The 18,791-nt window shown below is 59.2% G+C and carries 19 protein-coding genes and 1 tRNA gene; 8 read left to right on the top strand and 12 right to left on the bottom strand.

Features of this window, described 5'->3' with window-relative positions:
• The first annotated feature begins 2 nt into the window (after positions 1-2).
• Both DTW90_RS30565 and DTW90_RS30560 read left to right on the top strand, forming a co-directional pair.
• On the top strand, positions 3-3,296 hold the full coding sequence (locus DTW90_RS30565; protein WP_149343309.1) for an autotransporter domain-containing protein: 3,294 nt from the start codon (positions 3-5) through the stop codon (positions 3,294-3,296).
• A gap of 186 nt (positions 3,297-3,482) precedes the next feature.
• Positions 3,483-3,567: transfer RNA gene (locus DTW90_RS30560), tRNA-Leu, on the top strand.
• A gap of 51 nt (positions 3,568-3,618) precedes the next feature.
• Here DTW90_RS30560 and DTW90_RS30555 read toward each other — a convergent pair.
• The gene (locus tag DTW90_RS30555) at positions 3,619-3,828 is read right to left on the bottom strand and encodes a hypothetical protein (protein WP_132516570.1); all 210 of its coding nucleotides are present in this window, start codon (positions 3,826-3,828) and stop codon (positions 3,619-3,621) included.
• 108 nt (positions 3,829-3,936) lie between these two features.
• Positions 3,937-4,281: a VanZ family protein gene (locus DTW90_RS30550; RefSeq protein WP_149343307.1), complete on the bottom strand. Its 345-nt coding sequence runs from the start codon at positions 4,279-4,281 to the stop codon at positions 3,937-3,939.
• A 381-nt stretch (positions 4,282-4,662) separates the two neighbouring features.
• Between DTW90_RS30550 and ilvA the strand changes: the two genes are divergently transcribed.
• From ilvA to DTW90_RS30535, 3 genes are all read left to right on the top strand, one after another.
• Positions 4,663-5,913, top strand: a complete 1,251-nt coding sequence (gene ilvA, locus DTW90_RS30545; protein ID WP_132516566.1) for a threonine ammonia-lyase — start codon at positions 4,663-4,665, stop codon at positions 5,911-5,913.
• Between the two features lie 37 nt (positions 5,914-5,950).
• A complete protein-coding gene (locus tag DTW90_RS30540) occupies positions 5,951-6,289 on the top strand; it encodes an HlyU family transcriptional regulator (RefSeq protein WP_132516564.1) in 339 nt (112 codons plus the stop codon).
• 293 nt (positions 6,290-6,582) lie between these two features.
• Positions 6,583-7,854 carry a GGDEF domain-containing protein gene (locus tag DTW90_RS30535; protein ID WP_188080106.1) on the top strand — a complete coding sequence of 424 codons (1,272 nt, stop codon included), beginning with the start codon at positions 6,583-6,585 and terminating at the stop codon, positions 7,852-7,854.
• 50 nt (positions 7,855-7,904) lie between these two features.
• Here the strand turns inward: DTW90_RS30535 and DTW90_RS30530 are convergent, their stop codons facing one another.
• Entirely contained in the window at positions 7,905-8,678 is a 774-nt protein-coding gene (locus tag DTW90_RS30530) for an SDR family oxidoreductase (RefSeq protein ID WP_149343306.1), read from the bottom strand.
• A gap of 105 nt (positions 8,679-8,783) precedes the next feature.
• Here DTW90_RS30530 and DTW90_RS30525 point away from each other — a divergent pair, with 105 nt between their 5' ends.
• Complete coding sequence (locus DTW90_RS30525; RefSeq protein ID WP_149343304.1) at positions 8,784-9,374, top strand: TetR/AcrR family transcriptional regulator; 591 nt, start codon at positions 8,784-8,786, stop codon at positions 9,372-9,374.
• 50 nt (positions 9,375-9,424) lie between these two features.
• Here the strand turns inward: DTW90_RS30525 and DTW90_RS30520 are convergent, their stop codons facing one another.
• Positions 9,425-10,042 (bottom strand): FMN-dependent NADH-azoreductase, encoded by a 618-nt coding sequence (locus tag DTW90_RS30520; RefSeq protein WP_149343302.1) that lies wholly within the window; start codon positions 10,040-10,042, stop codon positions 9,425-9,427.
• A gap of 136 nt (positions 10,043-10,178) precedes the next feature.
• Between DTW90_RS30520 and DTW90_RS30515 the strand changes: the two genes are divergently transcribed.
• A complete protein-coding gene (locus DTW90_RS30515) occupies positions 10,179-11,150 on the top strand; it encodes a LysR family transcriptional regulator (RefSeq protein WP_149343300.1) in 972 nt (323 codons plus the stop codon).
• A 63-nt stretch (positions 11,151-11,213) separates the two neighbouring features.
• Here the strand turns inward: DTW90_RS30515 and DTW90_RS30510 are convergent, their stop codons facing one another.
• The 4 genes from DTW90_RS30510 to DTW90_RS30495 form a co-directional block, all read right to left on the bottom strand.
• Positions 11,214-13,202: a bifunctional 2',3'-cyclic-nucleotide 2'-phosphodiesterase/3'-nucleotidase gene (locus tag DTW90_RS30510; protein WP_149343298.1), complete on the bottom strand. Its 1,989-nt coding sequence runs from the start codon at positions 13,200-13,202 to the stop codon at positions 11,214-11,216.
• Positions 13,203-13,324: 122 nt separating this feature from the next.
• A complete protein-coding gene (locus tag DTW90_RS30505) occupies positions 13,325-13,684 on the bottom strand; it encodes a PilZ domain-containing protein (protein WP_132516553.1) in 360 nt (119 codons plus the stop codon).
• Positions 13,685-13,804: 120 nt separating this feature from the next.
• Positions 13,805-14,689, bottom strand: coding sequence for a DMT family transporter (locus tag DTW90_RS30500; RefSeq protein ID WP_149343296.1), 885 nt, complete (start codon positions 14,687-14,689; stop codon positions 13,805-13,807).
• Positions 14,690-14,756: 67 nt separating this feature from the next.
• On the bottom strand, positions 14,757-15,218 hold the full coding sequence (locus tag DTW90_RS30495) for an Lrp/AsnC family transcriptional regulator (RefSeq protein ID WP_149343294.1): 462 nt from the start codon (positions 15,216-15,218) through the stop codon (positions 14,757-14,759).
• A 153-nt stretch (positions 15,219-15,371) separates the two neighbouring features.
• On the opposite strand from DTW90_RS30495, the gene ald reads away from it, so the two are divergent.
• The gene (gene ald, locus DTW90_RS30490) at positions 15,372-16,490 is read left to right on the top strand and encodes an alanine dehydrogenase (RefSeq protein WP_149343292.1); all 1,119 of its coding nucleotides are present in this window, start codon (positions 15,372-15,374) and stop codon (positions 16,488-16,490) included.
• Positions 16,491-16,550: 60 nt separating this feature from the next.
• Here the strand turns inward: ald and DTW90_RS30485 are convergent, their stop codons facing one another.
• The 4 genes from DTW90_RS30485 to DTW90_RS30470 all read right to left on the bottom strand — a co-directional run bounded on the left by DTW90_RS30485 (position 16,551) and on the right by DTW90_RS30470 (position 18,789).
• Entirely contained in the window at positions 16,551-17,024 is a 474-nt protein-coding gene (locus DTW90_RS30485; protein ID WP_149343290.1) for a DUF1203 domain-containing protein, read from the bottom strand.
• Between the two features lie 129 nt (positions 17,025-17,153).
• Positions 17,154-17,576 carry a GNAT family N-acetyltransferase gene (locus DTW90_RS30480; protein ID WP_149343288.1) on the bottom strand — a complete coding sequence of 141 codons (423 nt, stop codon included), beginning with the start codon at positions 17,574-17,576 and terminating at the stop codon, positions 17,154-17,156.
• 65 nt (positions 17,577-17,641) lie between these two features.
• A complete protein-coding gene (locus DTW90_RS30475) occupies positions 17,642-18,151 on the bottom strand; it encodes an SET domain-containing protein-lysine N-methyltransferase (RefSeq protein WP_149343286.1) in 510 nt (169 codons plus the stop codon).
• Between the two features lie 74 nt (positions 18,152-18,225).
• Positions 18,226-18,789, bottom strand: coding sequence for a GNAT family N-acetyltransferase (locus tag DTW90_RS30470; RefSeq protein ID WP_132516541.1), 564 nt, complete (start codon positions 18,787-18,789; stop codon positions 18,226-18,228).
• Between the last annotated feature and the right edge of the window lie 2 nt (positions 18,790-18,791).

Below are 18,791 nucleotides of genomic sequence, written 5' to 3'. Positions count from 1 at the left end.
CCATGTCTGGGAGCCATTTCGCGCGCGTTCGCGGTACTTTGATCCTGTTTCTTCTTTCTTCGGTTGCGCCAATTCAAGCACTGGCGGGCGATGTCATTATTGGCTCGGGTGTAACGAACCCTGCGTCGCAGACCCTGCAGGACCAGGATACGCTGACCGTTAACACCGGTGGCGCTCTCGACACAGCGACCGGCGATCCTGCGATCACCTGGAACGATTCCGCGACGTCGAATGTCTCTATCGTCAATTCGGGAACAATCCGCTCGCAGGACGACCGTGCCATCCGCTCGCATAGCGCGCACGGAGGCACGATTTCCGTGACCAACAATAGTGGCGCGACAATCGAGGCGGATGACGACGCGTTTCAGATCAACGGCGATATGCCGGGCCTGACGGTGAATGTCACCAATGCCGGTACGATTGTTTCCCATGGCGGTCAGGCGCTCGATTTTGGCGACGTCGCTTCATCGGATGCGATGATCTCGGTCCACAATCTCTTGGGCGGCTTGATCTCGGCCGATGCCGACGACGCAATCCATGTCGACGGCGGCACGGTTTCGATCGTCAACGACGGTACGATCTCCTCCGTCCTGTCCGAAAGCCGCGGTATCGATCTCGGCAACTATGCCGATACCGGCTCCGTCACGATTAACAATAATGCAGGCGCGACGATCGAGTCGAATGACGATGCAATCCGCATCGATGGCGACGACGACGGCAGCCAGGACACATCGAGCGGTCAGATCGTCATCAACAACGCCGGCCTGATCGTTTCCCGCAATGACGGCCAGGCGATCGACTTCGATCATGTCTATTCGCCAGTCAGCAATGTAACGATCAACAACCTCGCAACCGGCGTCATTCAGGCAAACAATGCCGATGCGGTCCGTCCGGGCGAGGGCGGCACCGTCAACAATGCCGGCACGATCATCTCCTACGCTCCCGACAACACCGCGCACGATCCCGATGACGACACGTCCAACGATGGCGTCGACTTCCAGGCCCACGCCGGCACGGTCAACAACTATTCGGGCGGGCTGATTTCGGGCTCGAGGCACGGCATCACCAGCGACACCGACGTTACCGTCACCAACTATGAAGGCGGCACGATCATCGGGCGCAATGGCTCCGGCGTCGGCTCCGACGGCAACGGTACTGTCACCAACTACGGCACCATAACAGGCGCGATCGACGACAATTCGGTCAACGGCGACGGTGACGGCGTCGATATCGACGGCTTCGCGACCATCAAGAACTACGGGACGATCCAGGGCATCGGCGCAAAGGGTGAAAAGGACGGCTCGATCAACACCAGCGAGGGCGTAGCCACCGGCGGCGGCGTGATCCAGAACCTGTCCTCCAACGCCGTCATCAGCGGTGCTACCAACGGCATCCTGGTGGACGACAGCAATGCCGGAAACGCTCCGAACGCTACCCAGATCACCAATATGGGCACGATCCGCGGCCAGGCAGGTTTCGGCATCAAGCTTATCGGCGTCCAGAATGATACGATCACCAATTCCGGCCTGATCGAAGGTGACAACGGTCTTGCGATCGACATGGGCGACGGCAACGATACGCTCAACATCCAGGCCGGCTCCCGGATCGTCGGCACCATCGACGGCGGGGCAGGGACAGACACCGTCACGCTCAACGGATCAGGAACATTTGCCGGCGCGCAGAACTTCGAATTCCTCGACGTCCAGAGCGGCAACTGGATACTGACCGGCTCGCAGAGCTATTCCGGCGGCGTCTCGCTCGCCGGTGGTACGCTCAGCGTCGACGGAACGCTTGACGCCACGCTCAACGTCGGCGCGGGCTCTGTCCTTAACGGCAACGGCACGCTCGGCTCCGCCGTGATCGCCGGCACGATCGCGCCCGGCCACTCGATCGGTCGGCTGAACTTCACCGGCACCTATACCCAGCTCGCAGGCTCCAACTATCTGGTCGAGGCGAACGAAGCCGGTCAGTCGGATTATGTCGACGTCACCGGCACCGCAACGATCGCCGGCGGCGTGACTGCAAAGCCGTTCCCGCTGTTCCGCCCGGATACGCGCTACACGATCCTGACGGCGAACGGTGGCGTTACAGGCACCTATGACACGCTGACCTACGACCCGCACGTCTTCCTCGATTTCGCGCTGGCCTACGATCCGAACAACGTCTATCTCGACGTCACACGTAACGATGTGGCCTTTGCCGATGTCGCCACGACCAGGAATCAGGCCCGCGCGGCCACCGGCATTGAGAGCCTGGGCTCTGGCAACGGCGTCTATGATCTCGTCGCAAATGCCACCGATGCGCAGCAAGCCGATCAGGACTTCGAGGCTCTGTCGGGCGAAATCCACGCCTCCGCAAAGACGGCGCTGCTCGAGGATAGCCATTTCATCCGCGATGCAATGGCCAGCCGCTTGAAGTCGGCCTTTGGCGCGGTCCAGGCTCCGGGAACCGTGAAGTCCGCTCAATCGGGCGATCGATTCGCCATGTGGGGCCAGGCCTTCGGCAGCTGGGGATCGACCGACGGCAACGGCAATGCAGCCGATCTCGATCGCAATATCGGCGGCTTCCTCGTGGGTGGCGATGCTGCCATCGGCGACAACTGGCGGATCGGCATGCTGACCGGCTATAGCCGCAGCACTTTCGACGTCGATGCCCGCGCTTCGTCAGGCCACAGCGACGATTACCATGTCGGCGTCTACGGTGGCGGCCAGTGGGGTGCGCTCGGTTTCTCGACCGGCGCGGCTTACACATGGCATGATATGGACACCCATCGCTCGGTCCGCAGCACAGACTTCAACCAGAGTCTGACCGCCGACTACGATGCCGACACCGCGCAGATCTTCGGCGAGGTCAACTATGACGTAAAGGTCAAGCAGATCGACCTGCAGCCCTTCGCCAACCTCGCCTATGTGAACCTGCATACCGACTCCTTCCATGAAAAGGGCGGTTCTGCTGCGTTGTCTGGCGGAAGCTCGAGCGACAACCTGACCTTCACGACGCTCGGTGTACGCGCTTCGACCGACGTCTCGCTCGGCAGCAATCCGGCGAGCCTGCACGGCTCTCTCGGCTGGCGTCACGCGCTTGGTGATACGACGACGTCATCCTCGCTTGCCTTCGCCGGCGGCGATGCCTTCTCGATCGACGGCGTGCCGGTTGCTCGCGATGCCCTAGCAGTGGATGCTGGCGTCGACGTCAATCTTTCCAAGCAGGCGACCTTCGGTGTCTCCTATTCGGGCCAGATTGCCGGCAAGTCGAGCACGAACGGCGTCAAGGCGAACATCGCAGTCAAGTTCTGATCCTGGCCTGCCGCGCGATATCGGTTTTGCGGCAGTCTATTTTCATCGCACAAATCGACTGCCCGGACTTCGCACTTTCGAAGTCCGGGCAGTTGCTCGGTTAAAAATGCTTTGCATCCGCCGATCTTAGGAGAGGCAAGACTTGTCGTTGACCGGGCGATATTTGTCTGCCTATACAGGCGCAGCGCGGACGTGGCGAAATTGGTAGACGCAAGGGACTTAAAATCCCTCGGCCTTGGCTGTACGGGTTCGACCCCCGTCGTCCGCACCAATCCCTTTTACTAATCCTGTCGCAGCGCTCCAGGCAGAGGCATTTCGTCCGTTACGTTCCCCGCAGAAGATATGTCGGGCGGCGATGCAGTCGGACGCTGGCGGGGACCCTGTAGCGTCGGACCGAGACCTCCTTTTTCTCCGGTTCGGGAGGTGTTGCCAGCAGTTGCGCTTCATGTTTCAGCCAGTCGGCAACGTCTTCGATCCGCGAGAGAATGTCGTCTACGGCATCATTATTTTGACCGGGGTTGTGATTTTCCATCGGCTGTTCCTTCGCACGTGGAAATAGCAAAAACCCTGGTTCATGACAGGTCAATAAGACTTACCCAAAATATCCGGGTGGTAGTACGTGAGGATAGGGATGGGTTGCCTATTGTCGCCGCAATACGCGGTTCCAGACGTAGCCTATTGCTATGCCCAGCGCGGATCCGGCAGCCTTCACCAGGGCATCGTCGATGCGGGCATGGCGCGTCGGTTGCAGCTCCTGCAGCAATTCAAAGCCGACCGCTCCCAGAATGAGCAGAACCGCCGCCGTTTTCCAGCTTCGCGGATAGGCCATTGCGAACAGCAATCCGGCGAGGGCATAGGCCGTCGCCCGGTCCATGTTTACGCTCGTAAGTGTCGCGGGCCGAAGGTCGATCGGGGAAACGGTGACGAAGAAAATAAAGACGAGAAGCAGCCAGGCTGTAATGCGCAGAGGTGTCGTTGTGATCATGCCGCGACACTAGCCGGACAGATGGCGGAATAAGGGCAACGCTGCTTGCTGGTGCTGTCCGTTATGGATTTGACCGGATCAAAAACAACGAGGCCCGCCAAATCCCGATCATCTGGATCGCGGCGAGCCCCTGACCATCATCATGATGGCTGCAGGCATTCAAGGTAGCGGGGCCGTTCCTGTCAATGCATGGATTTTAGGGGCTTTTGCTGGTTGTCCCCTGAAAACTGCAAGCGATCGTAGGAAAACAGTTGCAACGAAACGCCGTCGGCTCAGGCCGATACGGACGGCGTGCCCAGCTCTTTCGCGCAAAGAACCTTTGTCTGCCGGCGCCGATCATGTCATAGCAGACCCCAAATTGGATAATGACGGACGGAAGCCTTGACGAGACAGGATGTCGACAGTGCCACGGAAGCCATGCGTGGCCTTTTCCCGGCCACGCCGCTGCAATTGAACGAGCATCTTTCTGCCCGCTACGGTGCCAATATCTGGCTGAAGCGGGAAGATCTCTCGCCGGTTCGATCCTATAAAATCCGCGGTGCCTTCAATTTCTTCCGTAAGGTTATCGCATCGGGCGGCACGGGCAAGACCTTCGTCTGCGCGTCGGCCGGCAATCATGCGCAGGGCTTCGCTTTCGTGTGCCGGCATTTCGGCGTCCCCGGCGTGGTCTATATGCCGGTGACGACACCGCAGCAGAAGATCGACAAGACGCGCATTTTCGGCGGCGAGTTCATCACCATCAAGCTCTTCGGCGATTTCTTCGACCAGTGCTACCAGGCGGCCCGCGAACATGTGGAACGCATAGACGGCGTCATGGTGCCGCCCTTCGACCACGCTGATATCATCGAGGGCCAGGCAACGGTTGCCGCGGAAATCATTGAACAGCTTCCGGAGGGCGTTCTGCCGGATCTCGTTGTCATGCCCGTTGGCGGTGGAGGTCTGGCTGCGGGGATCACAGGCTATTTCGATGGCATTCTTCCGCCTCAAGCCTTCGCCTTCTCCGAGCCGGCCGGCGCGCCGAGCCTTAGGCGCAGCATCGAGGCAGGCGGCGTGGTGACGCTGCCGAAGGTCGATAATTTCGTTGATGGAGCTGCGGTGGCGCGCATCGGCGACCTGAATTTTGCAGCGCTCAAGCGCTTCTCCGCCGAGCAGGTGATGCTGATCCCGGAGAATGCGATCTGCGTTACCATTACCGACATGTTGAATGTCGAAGGCGTAGTTCTGGAACCGGCCGGCGCGCTGTCCTTGACCGCGATTGCCGACATGAGCCGCGACAGCATCGCCGGCAAGACGATCGTTGCTGTGGTCTCTGGCGGCAATTTCGATTTCGAGCGCTTGCCCGATGTCAAGGAGCGCGCCATGCGCTATGCCGGGCTGAAGAAGTATTTCATCCTGCGCCTGGCACAGCGCCCGGGCGCTCTGCGCGATTTCCTCAATCTGCTCGGCCCCGATGACGATATCGCTCGCTTTGAATATCTGAAGAAGAGCGCGCGCAATTTCGGTTCCATCCTGATCGGTATCGAGACGAAGGATCCGGATAACTTTGTGCACCTGACCGACAATTTCGAGCGTGCGGGTCTTGGCTTCGAAGACATTACCGAAAACGAGATCCTGGCGAACCTGATCATTTGACCTTTGCGGCCCCGGCCGCTCATGCTAAAGGCGAAACATGGCTTCTATCTTGTCCAATATCCTTTCGATCTTCACTGGTGGCGGCGCCGGAGCAACCAGCGCTGCCAAGCCGGCAGAGGCGGCGCCTGCTCAATCGCAGGCCTACGCGGACTGCATGATATTTGCGACCCCGCAGCGCGAGGGAAGCCAGTTCCGGCTTGCCGGCAGGATCGAAAAGCAGGTGAATGGAGAAACGCTGGTGCGCAATTTCATCCGCGCCGACGTCTTCAGTTCGGTCGACGATGCCGTGGAAACCACCTTCCGCAAAGCCCAGCAAATCATCGATCAGCACGGTCCAGCACTGTTCGGTGACGGCGAAAAAGTCCGTCAGGTCTGAGGATTGCGCCTTTCCTCTGGGATTCAGGCGCTGGTGGCGTAAACTCTAGGTCGTTGCAACCAAGAATCCTATGGATAAGCGCCGGTTCGTCGCTTTCACACATTTTCTTTTAAGTCTGAAACGAAATAATGACCCCATGGTTTTCAGGGGTCGGTTGTATTGCGTCGACTAGCACTCGCCCTAAAGGAACCAGAGGCCGCGCTTGTTCAAGTTTGGGAGGGCCTAAACGAGCACCTAGCGTTTATTCATATGCCGGCGCGATATGATAGAGCACCGGGACGGGATCGGGCAGTGTGATGGAAAGGCTCAATCTGGCTTTGTTCGTCGTGGAAGCGATCGCCTATTTCGCGATCATGGTCACGCTGCTGCATTTCAGACATCGTATTGGGCTCGGCGTCTTCCTGACTGCGCTCGGCGTCATGCATTTCATGGAGACCTATCTGGCCGCGGTCTTCTACGTCGCATTGCCTTTCGGCATTGTGTCGCCCGGTTCGTCTGTCTTTTTTGCCGGCAAGTTGATGATGATCCTGATGCTGTATCTGAAGGAAGATGCAGCAACGGTGCGCCAGCCGATCTACGGTCTGTTCCTCGGCAATCTGATGACCGTCGGCATTGCATGGTTCCTCCAGCTCCATATTCCAGTCGACCTGACCGGCGGTCGCGGGGCCGATTTTGGCTTCCTCAACGAAATGGGCTGGCTGATGATCTGGGGCACGGCGCTGCTCTATATCGATTCACTCGGCATCATCCTGCTCTACGAGAAGCTCGGGCGTTTCATCCAGCGATGGGTGGTGCTGCGGTTCATGCTCTCCGGCTTGGCGCTCTTGACCTTTGACCAGGTCGGATTCTTTGCGGTCCTTCACTATTTCGTCGGCGTACCCTTGTCTGTCTTCTGGGGTGGCTGGCTTGCGAAGATGCTGTCCGTCTGCATCTATTCGGGGCTTTTCGCCGCTTACCAGTTCGCAGTGCGGCGACACGGGGCCACGTTAGCCCAGCGCTCGATCAGCGATGTGTTCAACGACCTTACATTTCGCGAGCGCTACCAGGATCTTCTGTCGCGGAGCGGCCGTGACACGCTGACCGGCGTTCTCGATCGCAACAGCATGGAACTGGATGGACCTCAGCTCGTGCGCGATAGCTTGGAACGCGAAGAGACAATGACTGTGCTTCTTCTGGACGCGGACAATTTCAAGGACGTCAACGACCGCTTCGGTCATCTGGAAGGCGACGAAGTGTTGAAAGCAGTCGCCAGCCAGTTTGCAACTGTCTTGCGCCCGACCGATCGCCTGTTCCGTTTTGGCGGCGAGGAGTTCGTGGTTCTCTGCCCGCGCACCAATCATGCCGAAGGCCTGCTGCTCGCCGAGCATCTTCGCTGGCAGGTCGCCGGTACGGTGCGCAATCTCGAAGGTCAACCCATCACCGTCAGCATTGGCGTCGCAACGCTGGGGCCTGATTCAGTCAGTTTCAACGGCCTGCTGGCGGTGGCTGATGACCGGCTTTATCAGGCCAAGAAGTGCGGCCGCAATTGCGTCGTCGGGCAGAATGGCAAGGTGGCCGCCGCCTGAAGGAAAAGGCCGCCTTTTGGGCGGCCTTCAATCCTGATAATGCAGCTATCTCACTGGCGGAAAATCTTTGCGCCCGAAGGAGCGCCCGTCGCGCCGCCATCGACCGTGATTTCGATGCCGCTGACATTGAGCGAATCGTCGGAGGCGAGGTAGAGCGTGGCCTTTGCGATCTCGTCCGCTTCACTCATGCGTCCAAGTGGGCTGAGGCCACCGATCCGCGCTTCCAGCGCATCCATCTCTTCTCTCGTCGGCGCGGAAGGATTCCAGATGGGCGTGCGCGTGCCGCCCGGCGTTACCTGATTGACGCGGATGCCCCGCGGCGCGAGTTCCGAGGCGAGGTTGCGAGTCATCGCGCGCACGGCGCCCTTCGTTCCGGCATAGGCCGAGTAGCCGGGAATGCCGAGCACTGCATGGACCGAGCCGTTCAGGATGACGGATGCATTGTCGTTGAGGTGGGGAAGAGCGGCCTGAACCGTAAAGAACACCGCGGTGAAATTGGTCCGCACGATCGCTTCGAAGGCCTCGACAGAGGTCTGCCCAAGCGGCGTCGCGCCGGGAATGCCGGCATTGGCAAAAACGATATCAAGCTTGCCGAGTTCGGCGGTCGCCTTGGCAAACGCGTCTTCCATGGCCTTTGCGTCGTTGACATCAACCTGCAATGTCAGCACGCCGCCGCCCAGGGCCTCCGCCGCTTCGGCGAGTGTCTTCGGATTGCGGCCGGTGATGGCGACTTTGGCGCCTTCGTTCAGGAAGACGCGGGCGGTGGCAAAGCCGATGCCGCTGTTTCCGCCGGTGATGATGGCTACTTTGTTCTTCAAGCGCATTGTCGTGTCCTCTTGGAAAAATCGGTAATCTGGATTATGATTGCTTTCCAGAATAAGGATTATGATTGTAATCCACATTTGTCAAGGTCTGGACGGAGTTTTGTGATGGGACATTCCCAAGTCGAAAAGCAGCGCACCCACGAACGCATCGTCGAGATCGCCGCCAAGCGGCTGCGCGAGGAAGGGCTGGAAGGCGTCGGCGTTGCCGATCTGATGAAGGAGGCCGGCCTCACCGTCGGCGGCTTCTACAAGCATTTTGCCTCCCGCGACGAGCTGGTGGCAGAGGCAATGGATGCGGCATTCCGCGGCTGGGAAAAGCGGCTGGCCGAGAAGGGAATAACGCCGGTGGAGGTCGGGGCGGCGGACTATATCGCTTCCTATTTGAGCACCCGGCATCGCGATGATCCCGGCGAAGGATGCGCTTTCGGCGCTCTCAATGGGGAGCTCGCTCGAAGCGATGCGAAGACGCGCGAGATTGCCACCGAACGCATGAAGATCAACATCGATGTGATGGCAGACCGCCTGGGCGGCAAGGACAGCGTGGCGGCGCGCAGCAAGGCAATCCTTACGCTTTCCGCGATGGCAGGCGCCGTTGGTTTTGCGCGGATCGCCACCGATCCGGCACTGTCGGAAGAAATTCTGAAATCGGTGACCGCCGTGCTGCAGGATATGGTGCCAACGAAGTCAGACGCATAAAAAACGGCCGGCGAATGCCGACCGTTTCAAGCTCAGCGTCCCCTGGGGGCTTAAGCGGCGCGAGCGAGTTCTTCGGTACGAGCCTTGGCGGCAACGATTGCCTTTTCGGCAGCTTCCGGACCCATGGCAAGGCCTTCGACATAGACGGTTTCAACATCGGTGATGCCGATGAAGGTCAGGATCCACTTCAGGTACGGAACGGCATGGTTCAGTGCCGCAGCCGGGCTGCCTTCGGAATATACGCCGCCGGAAGCCAGAACGATGTAAGCCTTCTTGCCCTTGGCAAGGCCAACAGGACCGTTCTCGGTGTAGGAGAAGGTGCGGCCGGCGCGCACGACGTGGTCGATCCAAGCCTTCAGCGAGGAATAGATGTTGAAGTTGATGAGGCCGGTGCCGATCACCAGCGTATCAGCGGCCAGCAGCTCGTCGACCAGAGCGTCGGATGCCTTCGATGCGGCAGCTTCTTCGGCGCTGTGAGCGTCAGCCGGCTTGCGGATCGCGGTCGTGAAGGCTTCGTTGATATGCGGCAGCGGCGAAGCTGCGAGATCGCGGCGAACGAGCGAGTTGGCAGGGTTCTGCGCCTTGAGCTTCTCGGCGAGTTCCACAGCGATAGTGGTGGAGAGCGATTCAGCGCGGGGGCTGGAAGTCAAAAGAAGAATGGAGGACATGAAACCTGTTCCTTTCGAATGGGTTAGTCGACCGAAGCAGGGAATCGGCCGCCTTTCGAGGTAAGAAATAGGCTTGCATGACTATCGAAAAAACTGTGATAATATGGATCGAAATTATCGATGGAATGGATAGAGCATGGTTCCCAACCCAACACTGGACCAATTGCAGGTTTTCATGACCGTTGCCGAGACCGGCAGCTTCTCAGCAGCCTCGCGATTGCTTAACCGCGCCCAATCGGTCATCAGTTACACGATTGCCAATCTCGAGGCACAGGTCGAAGTTCCGCTCTTCGAACGCTCGGGCGCACGTCAGCCGAAACTGACGGAAGCGGGCAGGGCGCTCCTTGAGGATGCGCGCCGCATACTTTCCGATCTCGAGGTCATGCGCGCCCGCGTGAAGGGGCTCAAGGACGGGCTCGAGGCCGAAGTCGCGGTTGCCATAAGCGTCATGGTGCCGATAGACGCCATGGTCGCCGTGCTGAATGAGTTTCGCAATCGGTTTCCGTCAGTTTCGCTGCGGCTTGATGTCGGCGAGCTTGGCGAAGTGATGAATCAGGTTCTGAGCGGCAAGGCGACGATTGGCATCGGTGGCGCGCTTCTTCGCCAGGACGATTCCCTTGTCACCGAACGTATCGGCCATTCCTTCATGATGCCGGTGGCCGCGCCCGGCCATCCGCTCGCGAAGATCAAGAGACCGCTCACGCTTGCCGATGTCCGCGACGAAACGCAGCTTGTCGTGACCGATGCGTCAGGCCTGACCAATGGCCGCACCTTCAACGTGCTTTCCTATAAAACCTGGCATGTCAGCGATATCGCGACAAAGCATCATCTCATCCGCGGTGGCCTCGGCTGGGGCGGCCTGCCGGTTTCGGTAATGTATGACGATCTGCAGAAGGGGCGGCTGGTCCAGCTCGATCTCGATGCCTATGAGCAGGGTGAGTATCCGATTTATGCGATGAGAAGGCTGTCGGCTCCGCCTGGCCCCGCCGCAGCCTGGATGATCGATGCTTTCACAAGCAAGCTTTCCGGTTGCCCGAACCATGCCGACTTCAAGACCATGCTTGCGGCTGGCGAGTTGAGACGACCGGCGGCGATCGCAGCAGAATGAAAATTCCAGCAGAATGAAAAATGGGCGCCGAGGCGCCCATTTCCTTTGTCGCGGCTGGCGCTACTAGAGCACCAGACGGAATTTGTGGAAGCCCTCGGCGCCTTCACCGGCGTCCTCGATCTTCGCCGTCTTGACGTCGGCGATGAAATCCTTGGCCTTGGGCGAGCTTTCGAAGACAACAGTCGTGCCCGGCATCGGCTTGAAGGTCCAGTTGCCGTCGGCGGTCGGGTTGATCGTGCCCTGGTCGTGGACATAACGAACGATCACGTCGCGGTTGGTGTCCGGAGCCTGATAGACGACCTTGTCGGCTGCGATTTCCGGGAAGTTGCCACCGCCGCCAGCGCGGTAGTTGTTGCTGACGACGAGGAATTTCTGTGCCGGATCAATCGGCTTGCCTTCGAACTGAAGATTCTGGATGCGGTTCGAATCGGCATTGGCCACCTTGCCGTCATCGCTGAAGCGGCGCGGCTGCGACAGGTCGATCTGATAGGTGACGCCGTCAATGACGTCGAAGTTGAAGGACGGGAAGCTGTCGTTGAGCAGCGGCGCGTCCTTGGAACCTGCCGGGATCTGGTTGAACATGGCGGCCGACATTTCCAGCCAGTTCTTGACCTGCGCGCCGTTGATGACGACGGCCTGGACCGTGTTCGGATAGAGATAGAGGTCGGCGCAGTTCTTGATGGCGATGTTGCCGGCCGGAACGTCGGTGTAATAGTCGACGCCGTTGCGGCCGCCGCACTTGAAGGGGGCCGCTGCCGACAGGATCGGCAGATCCTTGTACTGCGTTTCCTTCAGCATATCCTTGATGTACCAGGTCTGCGCCTGCGACACGACCTGCACCGACGGATCGTCGGCAACCAGCGCGAAGTAGGAATAGAGCGGTGCCGAGGTCTTGCCGACGGGGGTGCGAACATAGGCAAGCGTCGCTTCATGCTCGGTCTTGGCGGCGTCGGCGACTTCCTTCTTGTCGGCGACGTCGGCGACGATCTTCTTGTTGGCGTCGCGATGGTAGATCGGCCGGGCTTCGGAGGTGAAGTCGACGATCTTCCAGCTCTTGCCGTCCTTTTCGAGCAGAAGGTCGATCAGGCCGAGATGCGAACCCCAGAAGCCTGCCATGACGGCCGGCTTGCCCTGTAGCGTGCCCTTGACCGGATCGGCGCCCTTGATGCCGTCCCAGGTCTTCGGACCGGGGAAGACCAGATGCTGGTGGCCGGTGAAGATCGCGTCGATGCCGTCGACGGCGGCAACGTAGAGCGAGGCATTTTCCATCTTGTCGGCAGGGCCGGAGCCGTCGATGCCGGAGTGGGAAAGGGCGATGACGATGTCGGCGCCTTCTTCCTTCATGACCGGAACCCAGGCCTTGGCAGCCTCGACGATGTCGCGGGTCTGCGCCTTGCCTTCAAGGTTCTTGATGTCCCAGAGCATGATCTGCGGCGGCACGAAGCCGATGAAGCCGATCTTGATCGTGTTCTCGTTGCCGGCGCCGTCCTTGATCTTCTTTTCAAGGATGAGGTAGGGCTTGAAGAATAGCTGGTCATCCTTCGGATCGGCTGCGAGCTGGCCGCGCGTCAGGTTGGCGCAGACGAAGGGGAAGTTTGCGCCGCCGAGCACCTTGAACATGAAATCAAGGCCGTAGTTGAATTCGTGGTTTCCGAGCGTGCCGACTTCGTAGCCGAGCGTGTTCATCGCCCTGATGACGGGATGGACGTCGCCATCCTTCATGCCATGCTGATAGGCCATGTAGTCGCCCATCGGGTTGCCCTGCAGTACGTCGCCATTGTCGATCAGCAGCGAGTTGGTGGCCTCAGAGCGGATATTGTCGATGATCGTCGCGGTGCGCGTCAGGCCCATCGTGTCGTTCGGCTTGTCCGCGTAATAGTCATAGGGAAAAACGTTGACGTGAATATCCGTCGTTTCCATCAGCCGCAAATGCGCCTGGTTGGCGGCGGCGCGGGCTGCGAACGGGTGCAGCATGACCAGAGCGGCAGTGGCGCCGAGACCTTGCAGCAGGGAGCGGCGGGACATGGCGGGCAAATCTAAAATAGAAGACATTGGGGCACTCCTCGAATAATCGTCTACCTCAACGCGAGGGAGACTAGGATTATTTCGGAAGGAGTGCACCACTTAAGTGACAGTTGTATTGCGAAGGAACCCTCGCAATTCTGTATTAGCTGTCAGCGCTTCAATACCGGCTTTATCTCCTTGTGAAAAAACCGGAAATAGGAAGTGATCTGCGCCGCCGAATTCGAATTTGAATCGAATTCGATGCCGATCCGGCCGCTATGGGTCCAGCGGATGATGCCGTCGAGAGCGCCGATATCGTCGCATTCGACACGCACCTTGCTTCCCGCCGCAGCATGGATCGGCGTTTGCAGATCGAGCGCGACGCCGATCGGCGAGATATTGATGATGCGGCCTGTCACAGCTTTGGTCAGGTAATGTACCTTACCCATGATGCGAGCGCGGCTACGCTGAGAGCGTCGCGTGTTCAGTTTCGAATTGTTTGGCGCGGTTGGCGCAATAGTCGTCAGCATGACCTGGTTCCGATGACTGAGTTGTACATCGAAATGAATATCAGGCTTCCGTTGAAACGCGTTTAGGACGATCGGTAAAATTGGATCGGTTCGTTGAAATGGCACAGGTCTGCCCAGTGGTCAGGCCGATCTGGCTTTCCCGCGCGCGACTACATGTTCGCGCCATACGGTGAAAGCGCCGGCAGCCACGACGATGACCGATCCGATTACCATGTTGATGTTGAGCGTCTCGCCGAAAACCGTCACGCCGATGATTGAGGCATAAACGAGCTGGATATAAGTGAGTGGCTGCACGGCAGAGGCGTCGAGCAGATCATACGCGCGGATCAGGAAGTAATGGCTGGTGATGCTGGTCGCGCAGACGATCGCCATCCATGCCCAATCCCACCCTTGAAGCCATGTCCAATAGAAGGGGCCGATCAGGCTCATGGCAGCGGCCCCCACAATGCCGGTATAGAAGAAACTCGTACTCGGAGAATCGTAGCGGCTGACGAGGCGTGTAGCGATAACGTAGAAGGCGAAGAGCAGAGCGGCGAAAAGCGGCAGCAGCGCTTTGACGTCGAAGAAGCCTTCGCCTTGCGGCTTCAGGATCAGGAGCACACCGGCGAGGCCCAAGTAGATAGCCGTCCAGCGCCGCCAGCCCACCTGTTCGCCGAGCAGTGGCATGGAGAGCAGCGCGATGATCAGCGGCGTGGCGCAGGAGATCGCCTGCGAATGCGCAAGACCGACAATGACGAAGGAGGTAATGGTCGTGACGATCTGGCTTGCGAGCAACAGCCCGCGCGCGACCTGCAGCCACGGTTTTTTGCTCTGAATCGCCGAGGAAAAACCGCCTCGAGCGCGCGCCGTCAGCAGCAGAGCGAAAGCAGCGAAGGCCCAGTAACGGATCATCGCGACGAAGACCGGCGGGTAGGCACCGGCAAGATGCTTCGATATTCCGTCCTGCGCCGAAAAGATGGTCAGCGCCATCAGGACAAACACATACCCCTTGGTCTTTGCCGCCATTTCTTGTTTAGTCGCCTCACTCCCCAATCTCGTGAGCTAGGCAGGATTCCCTGCGCCTTGCAAGGCGTCAGAGGCCGACATTCGGCCGATCGATGATTTCCCGAAGCGCGAAACTGGAATTGATCTTCACCACATGCGGCAGCGCCGACAGCCAATCCCGATGGATCCGCTCATAGTCTTCCAGATCGCGGGCGGCCACCCGCAGAATGTAGTCGTACTCTCCCGACATCAGGTAGCAGACCAGGACATTGGGGCAGCGTTTCACCGCGGTTTCGAATTCCGACAGTGTCTTCGCGAACTGCCCCGACAGCGAGATGTGCACGATGGCGATCATCTTGTAGTCCAGCGCCTTGTGCGAAAGCCGGGCGTGGTAGCCTCCGATCGTGCCGTCCTTTTCGAGTATGTCGAGACGCCTCGAACAGGCGGACGGGGAGAGGCCGACCTTTGCCGCCAGATCGGCGTTGGTAATGCGGGCATTGCTTTGAAGCGTGCGCAAAATCGCACGATCGATGGCATCTAGCTCAGGCATTCGAAGATCCTTCGAAAATTTTCCGTTCCACGCAATAATCGTTGAAAAATCGCTTGTCGGCAAATCTTCTTTGCAAGGACATTTCGTCAAGTCGATGGTTTCATTCCGGCATCGATGATCCGCAAAGCGGACAGACGGAAGAGAGGAACGAGAATGCGCGTCGGTTGCCCGAAGGAAATCAAGAATCACGAGTATCGCGTCGGCCTGACGCCGGCGTCTGTCCGCGAATACGTCGCCCATGGCCACGAGGTTTGGGTCGAGACCAAGGCCGGTGCCGGCATTGGCGCGGATGATGCGGCCTATGCTGCGGCGGGCGCCAAGGTCGTCGCCACGGCCAAGGAAATCTTCGAGAAGTGCGACATGGTGGTGAAGGTCAAGGAACCGCAGCCGTCCGAATGGACGCAGCTCCGCGAGGGCCAGATTCTCTACACCTACCTGCATCTCGCGCCGGATCCGGAACAGACGAAGGGCCTGCTGGCCTCGGGCGTCACCGGCGTCGCCTATGAAACCGTAACGGACGAGCGCGGTGGTCTACCGCTGCTGGCGCCGATGTCTGAGGTTGCGGGTCGTCTCTCGATCCAGGCGGGTGCCACCGCGCTTCAGAAGGCGAATGGCGGTCTCGGCATCCTGCTCGGCGGCGTGCCGGGCGTTCTTCCCGGCAAGGTCACCGTCATCGGCGGCGGTGTGGTCGGCCTGCATGCTGCCAAGATGGCAGCCGGTATCGGCGCCGACGTTACCATCCTCGACAAGTCGCTGCCGCGCCTGCGCCAGCTCGATGATATCTTCAATGGCCGTGTCCATACGCGTTATTCAAGCATCCAGGCGCTCGAGGAGGAAGTCTTCTCGGCCGATCTCGTCATCGGCGCCGTGCTGATCCCGGGTGCCGCAGCACCGAAGCTCGTGACCCGCGAAATGCTGACCGGCATGAAGAAGGGTGCCGTCATTGTCGACGTCGCGATCGACCAGGGCGGCTGCTTCGAAACTTCCCATGCAACGACGCATTCCGAACCGACCTACGAGGTCGAAGGCATCGTCCACTATTGCGTGGCAAACATGCCGGGCGCCGTTCCGGTCACCTCGGCCCATGCGTTGAACAACGCGACGATCCATTACGGTCTGGCACTCGCTGACCGTGGCCTGCGGGCCATCGCCGAGGACAAACACCTTCGCAACGGGCTTAACGTCCATAAGGGCCGCATCACCAACGGCCCGGTTGCCGAAGCACTGGGCTATGAGGCCTTCGCACCTGAAAGCGTTCTGAACGTCGCGTAAATCCCATCGCGCTGACGTTTTAGAAGGCCGGTCGCCTCTCCGCGGCCGGCTTTTTCGTTTTCAGTTCCTGTCGATCCGGCACTGGTAGCAATTGTTGCGCGCCGAGCGCACATGCACATAGGCTATGCCGGGCCTCGTCAGCAGCTCTTGAGCGTAGGCAGGGATATCCGCGGTCGGCGTGACCGCGCCGGTCCCATAGACGATGCGATTGTTGTCGCCGTAGCCGCGGACGATGAAATCGCGGCTGCCGGCGAGCACCGGCGGCAGGATCTCCTCGGCCTCGTACTGCCGGCAGGGCACTTTATGCAGGAAGACCGGGCCGGTCTCTGCGTAGGGCTGCAGCTCCGGAAACGGCCGGTAGGCAAAGACAAGCAGCTCTTCGCCCTTGTCGATATTCCGCAGGCAATGGCGGCAAGGATTGCCAGGGCCATCGGAGATCATCGTCTCCGGCCGGTGACCATAGGCGTCAACACCTCCATTCCAGAGGGCTTCGGCATCGGCGGTGGGCATGGCATGGAAAGCGATAGCGGACATGGCAGATCTCCTTGTTGTCTGCCGTCAGATTCACTCCATTGCCATCAGACCGCCACCCGTTTCATGCGAAGAGCGCGGTGTCGCTGCCCTTGATAGTCGCCGGTTGATGCATCAGAACGAGTCGGAGTTTCAGAAAATCTTGCGAAAAAAGAAGCGCTGTTTTCCCCGCGGATAATTTTTCAGCGCGGCGAATCTCTCGTAGCCGTGTTTCTCATAGAAGCCTGGCGCTTGGAAGCTGAACGTGTCCAGCCAGATGCCAGTGCATCCCTTGGCCTTTGCGATCCGCTCTGCCTCGCCAAGCAGTTTCGAGCCAAAGTCCTTTCCCCGCAGGCTTTCCGGAACAAACAGCAATTCCACAAACAGCCAGTCGTAGTAGAGCTCTCCCCAAAGCCCGCCGACGGATTGTCCCGCGTCGTCCTTCAGCATGATGGCGACCAGCTCGAAACTATCTGCCTCAATATTGGCTTTATTGAATTCAATCAGAGGATTAAAGATCGCACGGCGATCTTCGTCGGACGGCTGATCGGAAATCGCAATGACGGGATCAGGCATATTTCATAAACCTTGGAAATGGAGCGAGGTGACGCTATTGCGCCATATATTGCCGGTCAATCCAGTCAGGATCGATTGCTTTCGTCAATCTCGCGAGCAAGGTAATCGGAAAACCATCCGCGATATTTTCTTTGCAGGTCCGGAAGGCGCCAATCCTGGCCGGTGATGCGTTTGCGGCAATCGGACGCGCCGCACCGGCAATCCATGATCCAGTCGTCATTGTCGCCGGTCGCATAATCGAACGCCAATTCTTCTCCGGCTTCGATATCCCGCATGGCAAAGAACGATATCTGGCCACGAACGCCGACATTCGGGTCACATGAGTGGTTGAGATACATCATCGCAGCGTCCCGCTCGTGCGTGTGTGAGGGACCGATGAAGAGATGATGGTCGATCTGGATTTCCGATGGACCGAGCGTCTTGCCGATTTCGTCGCGTTCGGCCCTTTCGAAGATATGGCCGCCTTTGACGACGATCAGCTCGCCGGCAGCGATGGCTTCGATCGAGACCAGTCCAGTCCCCTCGATCCGGCTTTTGCGTTTTTCGACCTTTGGTGAGAACCAGGCAAAACTCATGATTGTGCTCCCTAAATAAAGCGCAATCACTTAGTCTGACTTTGTTTCCGTCTTTTGACGACCGCTGCCCGGAATCATCCCTTTTTCACCAGTTCCAGTAATTCCTTGTCGCTAAGCGGCCGTACAATGCCATGGCCGGTCGAGACGGGGGAAAAGCCGAACATCTGATAGAGCTGAAGCGCCCGCGGATGATCGAGATTGTTTGTCGTGGTAATCACGCGCGTCGGGTTGAGCACCCATAGCGAATACAGTGCCTGCAGCAGGAACCATTTGCCGATGCCGAGTCCCAGCGCATGTTCCATGAGGCCGAAATGGGTGAGTTCGATCGTATCTTCGTCGTCGCGAAAATACTCGAAGAAGCCGGCCGGAGCACCGTTGACGTAGAGCACGCTGATATCGTTGCGCTTGTCATGCACGATCGCAGCCAGATCCTCGTCGCTCATTCTCAGCCGATCGACCCAGTGCCAGCGCGCACCGACCTGACGATAGAGGTAGCGATAGAAGGAAAGCGGTATTGCGGGCGCGCGCATGATCGCCGTCTGGATGTTGACGGGCACCGGCAGGCTTGCCTTCGGCGGCGCGGTCATTTCCAGGCGCGTAATATGGACCTTGAGCGACGACGGGGGTTTCAGTGCCATGG

Source organism: Neorhizobium sp. P12A (assembly GCF_008365395.1).
Taxonomy (GTDB): domain Bacteria; phylum Pseudomonadota; class Alphaproteobacteria; order Rhizobiales; family Rhizobiaceae; genus Rhizobium.
The sequence above is the reverse complement of the archived record's forward strand: the minus strand, read 5'-3'. Positions and strand labels throughout refer to the sequence as shown.

Bases quoted from the DNA above. Each gene is read 5' to 3' on its own strand.
- DTW90_RS30565 (WP_149343309.1), top strand. From the start codon at position 3: ATGTCTGGGAGCCATTTCGCGCGCGTTCGCGGTACTTTGATCCTGTTT.
- DTW90_RS30555 (WP_132516570.1), bottom strand. From the start codon at position 3,828: ATGGAAAATCACAACCCCGGTCAAAATAATGATGCCGTAGACGACATT.
- DTW90_RS30550 (WP_149343307.1), bottom strand. From the start codon at position 4,281: ATGATCACAACGACACCTCTGCGCATTACAGCCTGGCTGCTTCTCGTC.
- DTW90_RS30540 (WP_132516564.1), top strand. From the start codon at position 5,951: ATGGCTTCTATCTTGTCCAATATCCTTTCGATCTTCACTGGTGGCGGC.
- DTW90_RS30530 (WP_149343306.1), bottom strand. From the start codon at position 8,678: ATGCGCTTGAAGAACAAAGTAGCCATCATCACCGGCGGAAACAGCGGC.
- DTW90_RS30525 (WP_149343304.1), top strand. From the start codon at position 8,784: ATGGGACATTCCCAAGTCGAAAAGCAGCGCACCCACGAACGCATCGTC.
- DTW90_RS30520 (WP_149343302.1), bottom strand. From the start codon at position 10,042: ATGTCCTCCATTCTTCTTTTGACTTCCAGCCCCCGCGCTGAATCGCTC.
- DTW90_RS30515 (WP_149343300.1), top strand. From the start codon at position 10,179: ATGGTTCCCAACCCAACACTGGACCAATTGCAGGTTTTCATGACCGTT.
- DTW90_RS30510 (WP_149343298.1), bottom strand. From the start codon at position 13,202: ATGTCTTCTATTTTAGATTTGCCCGCCATGTCCCGCCGCTCCCTGCTG.
- DTW90_RS30505 (WP_132516553.1), bottom strand. From the start codon at position 13,684: ATGCTGACGACTATTGCGCCAACCGCGCCAAACAATTCGAAACTGAAC.
- DTW90_RS30500 (WP_149343296.1), bottom strand. From the start codon at position 14,689: ATGGCGGCAAAGACCAAGGGGTATGTGTTTGTCCTGATGGCGCTGACC.
- DTW90_RS30495 (WP_149343294.1), bottom strand. From the start codon at position 15,218: ATGCCTGAGCTAGATGCCATCGATCGTGCGATTTTGCGCACGCTTCAA.
- ald (WP_149343292.1), top strand. From the start codon at position 15,372: ATGCGCGTCGGTTGCCCGAAGGAAATCAAGAATCACGAGTATCGCGTC.
- DTW90_RS30485 (WP_149343290.1), bottom strand. From the start codon at position 17,024: ATGTCCGCTATCGCTTTCCATGCCATGCCCACCGCCGATGCCGAAGCC.
- DTW90_RS30480 (WP_149343288.1), bottom strand. From the start codon at position 17,576: ATGCCTGATCCCGTCATTGCGATTTCCGATCAGCCGTCCGACGAAGAT.
- DTW90_RS30475 (WP_149343286.1), bottom strand. From the start codon at position 18,151: ATGAGTTTTGCCTGGTTCTCACCAAAGGTCGAAAAACGCAAAAGCCGG.
- DTW90_RS30470 (WP_132516541.1), bottom strand. From the start codon at position 18,789: ATGGCACTGAAACCCCCGTCGTCGCTCAAGGTCCATATTACGCGCCTG.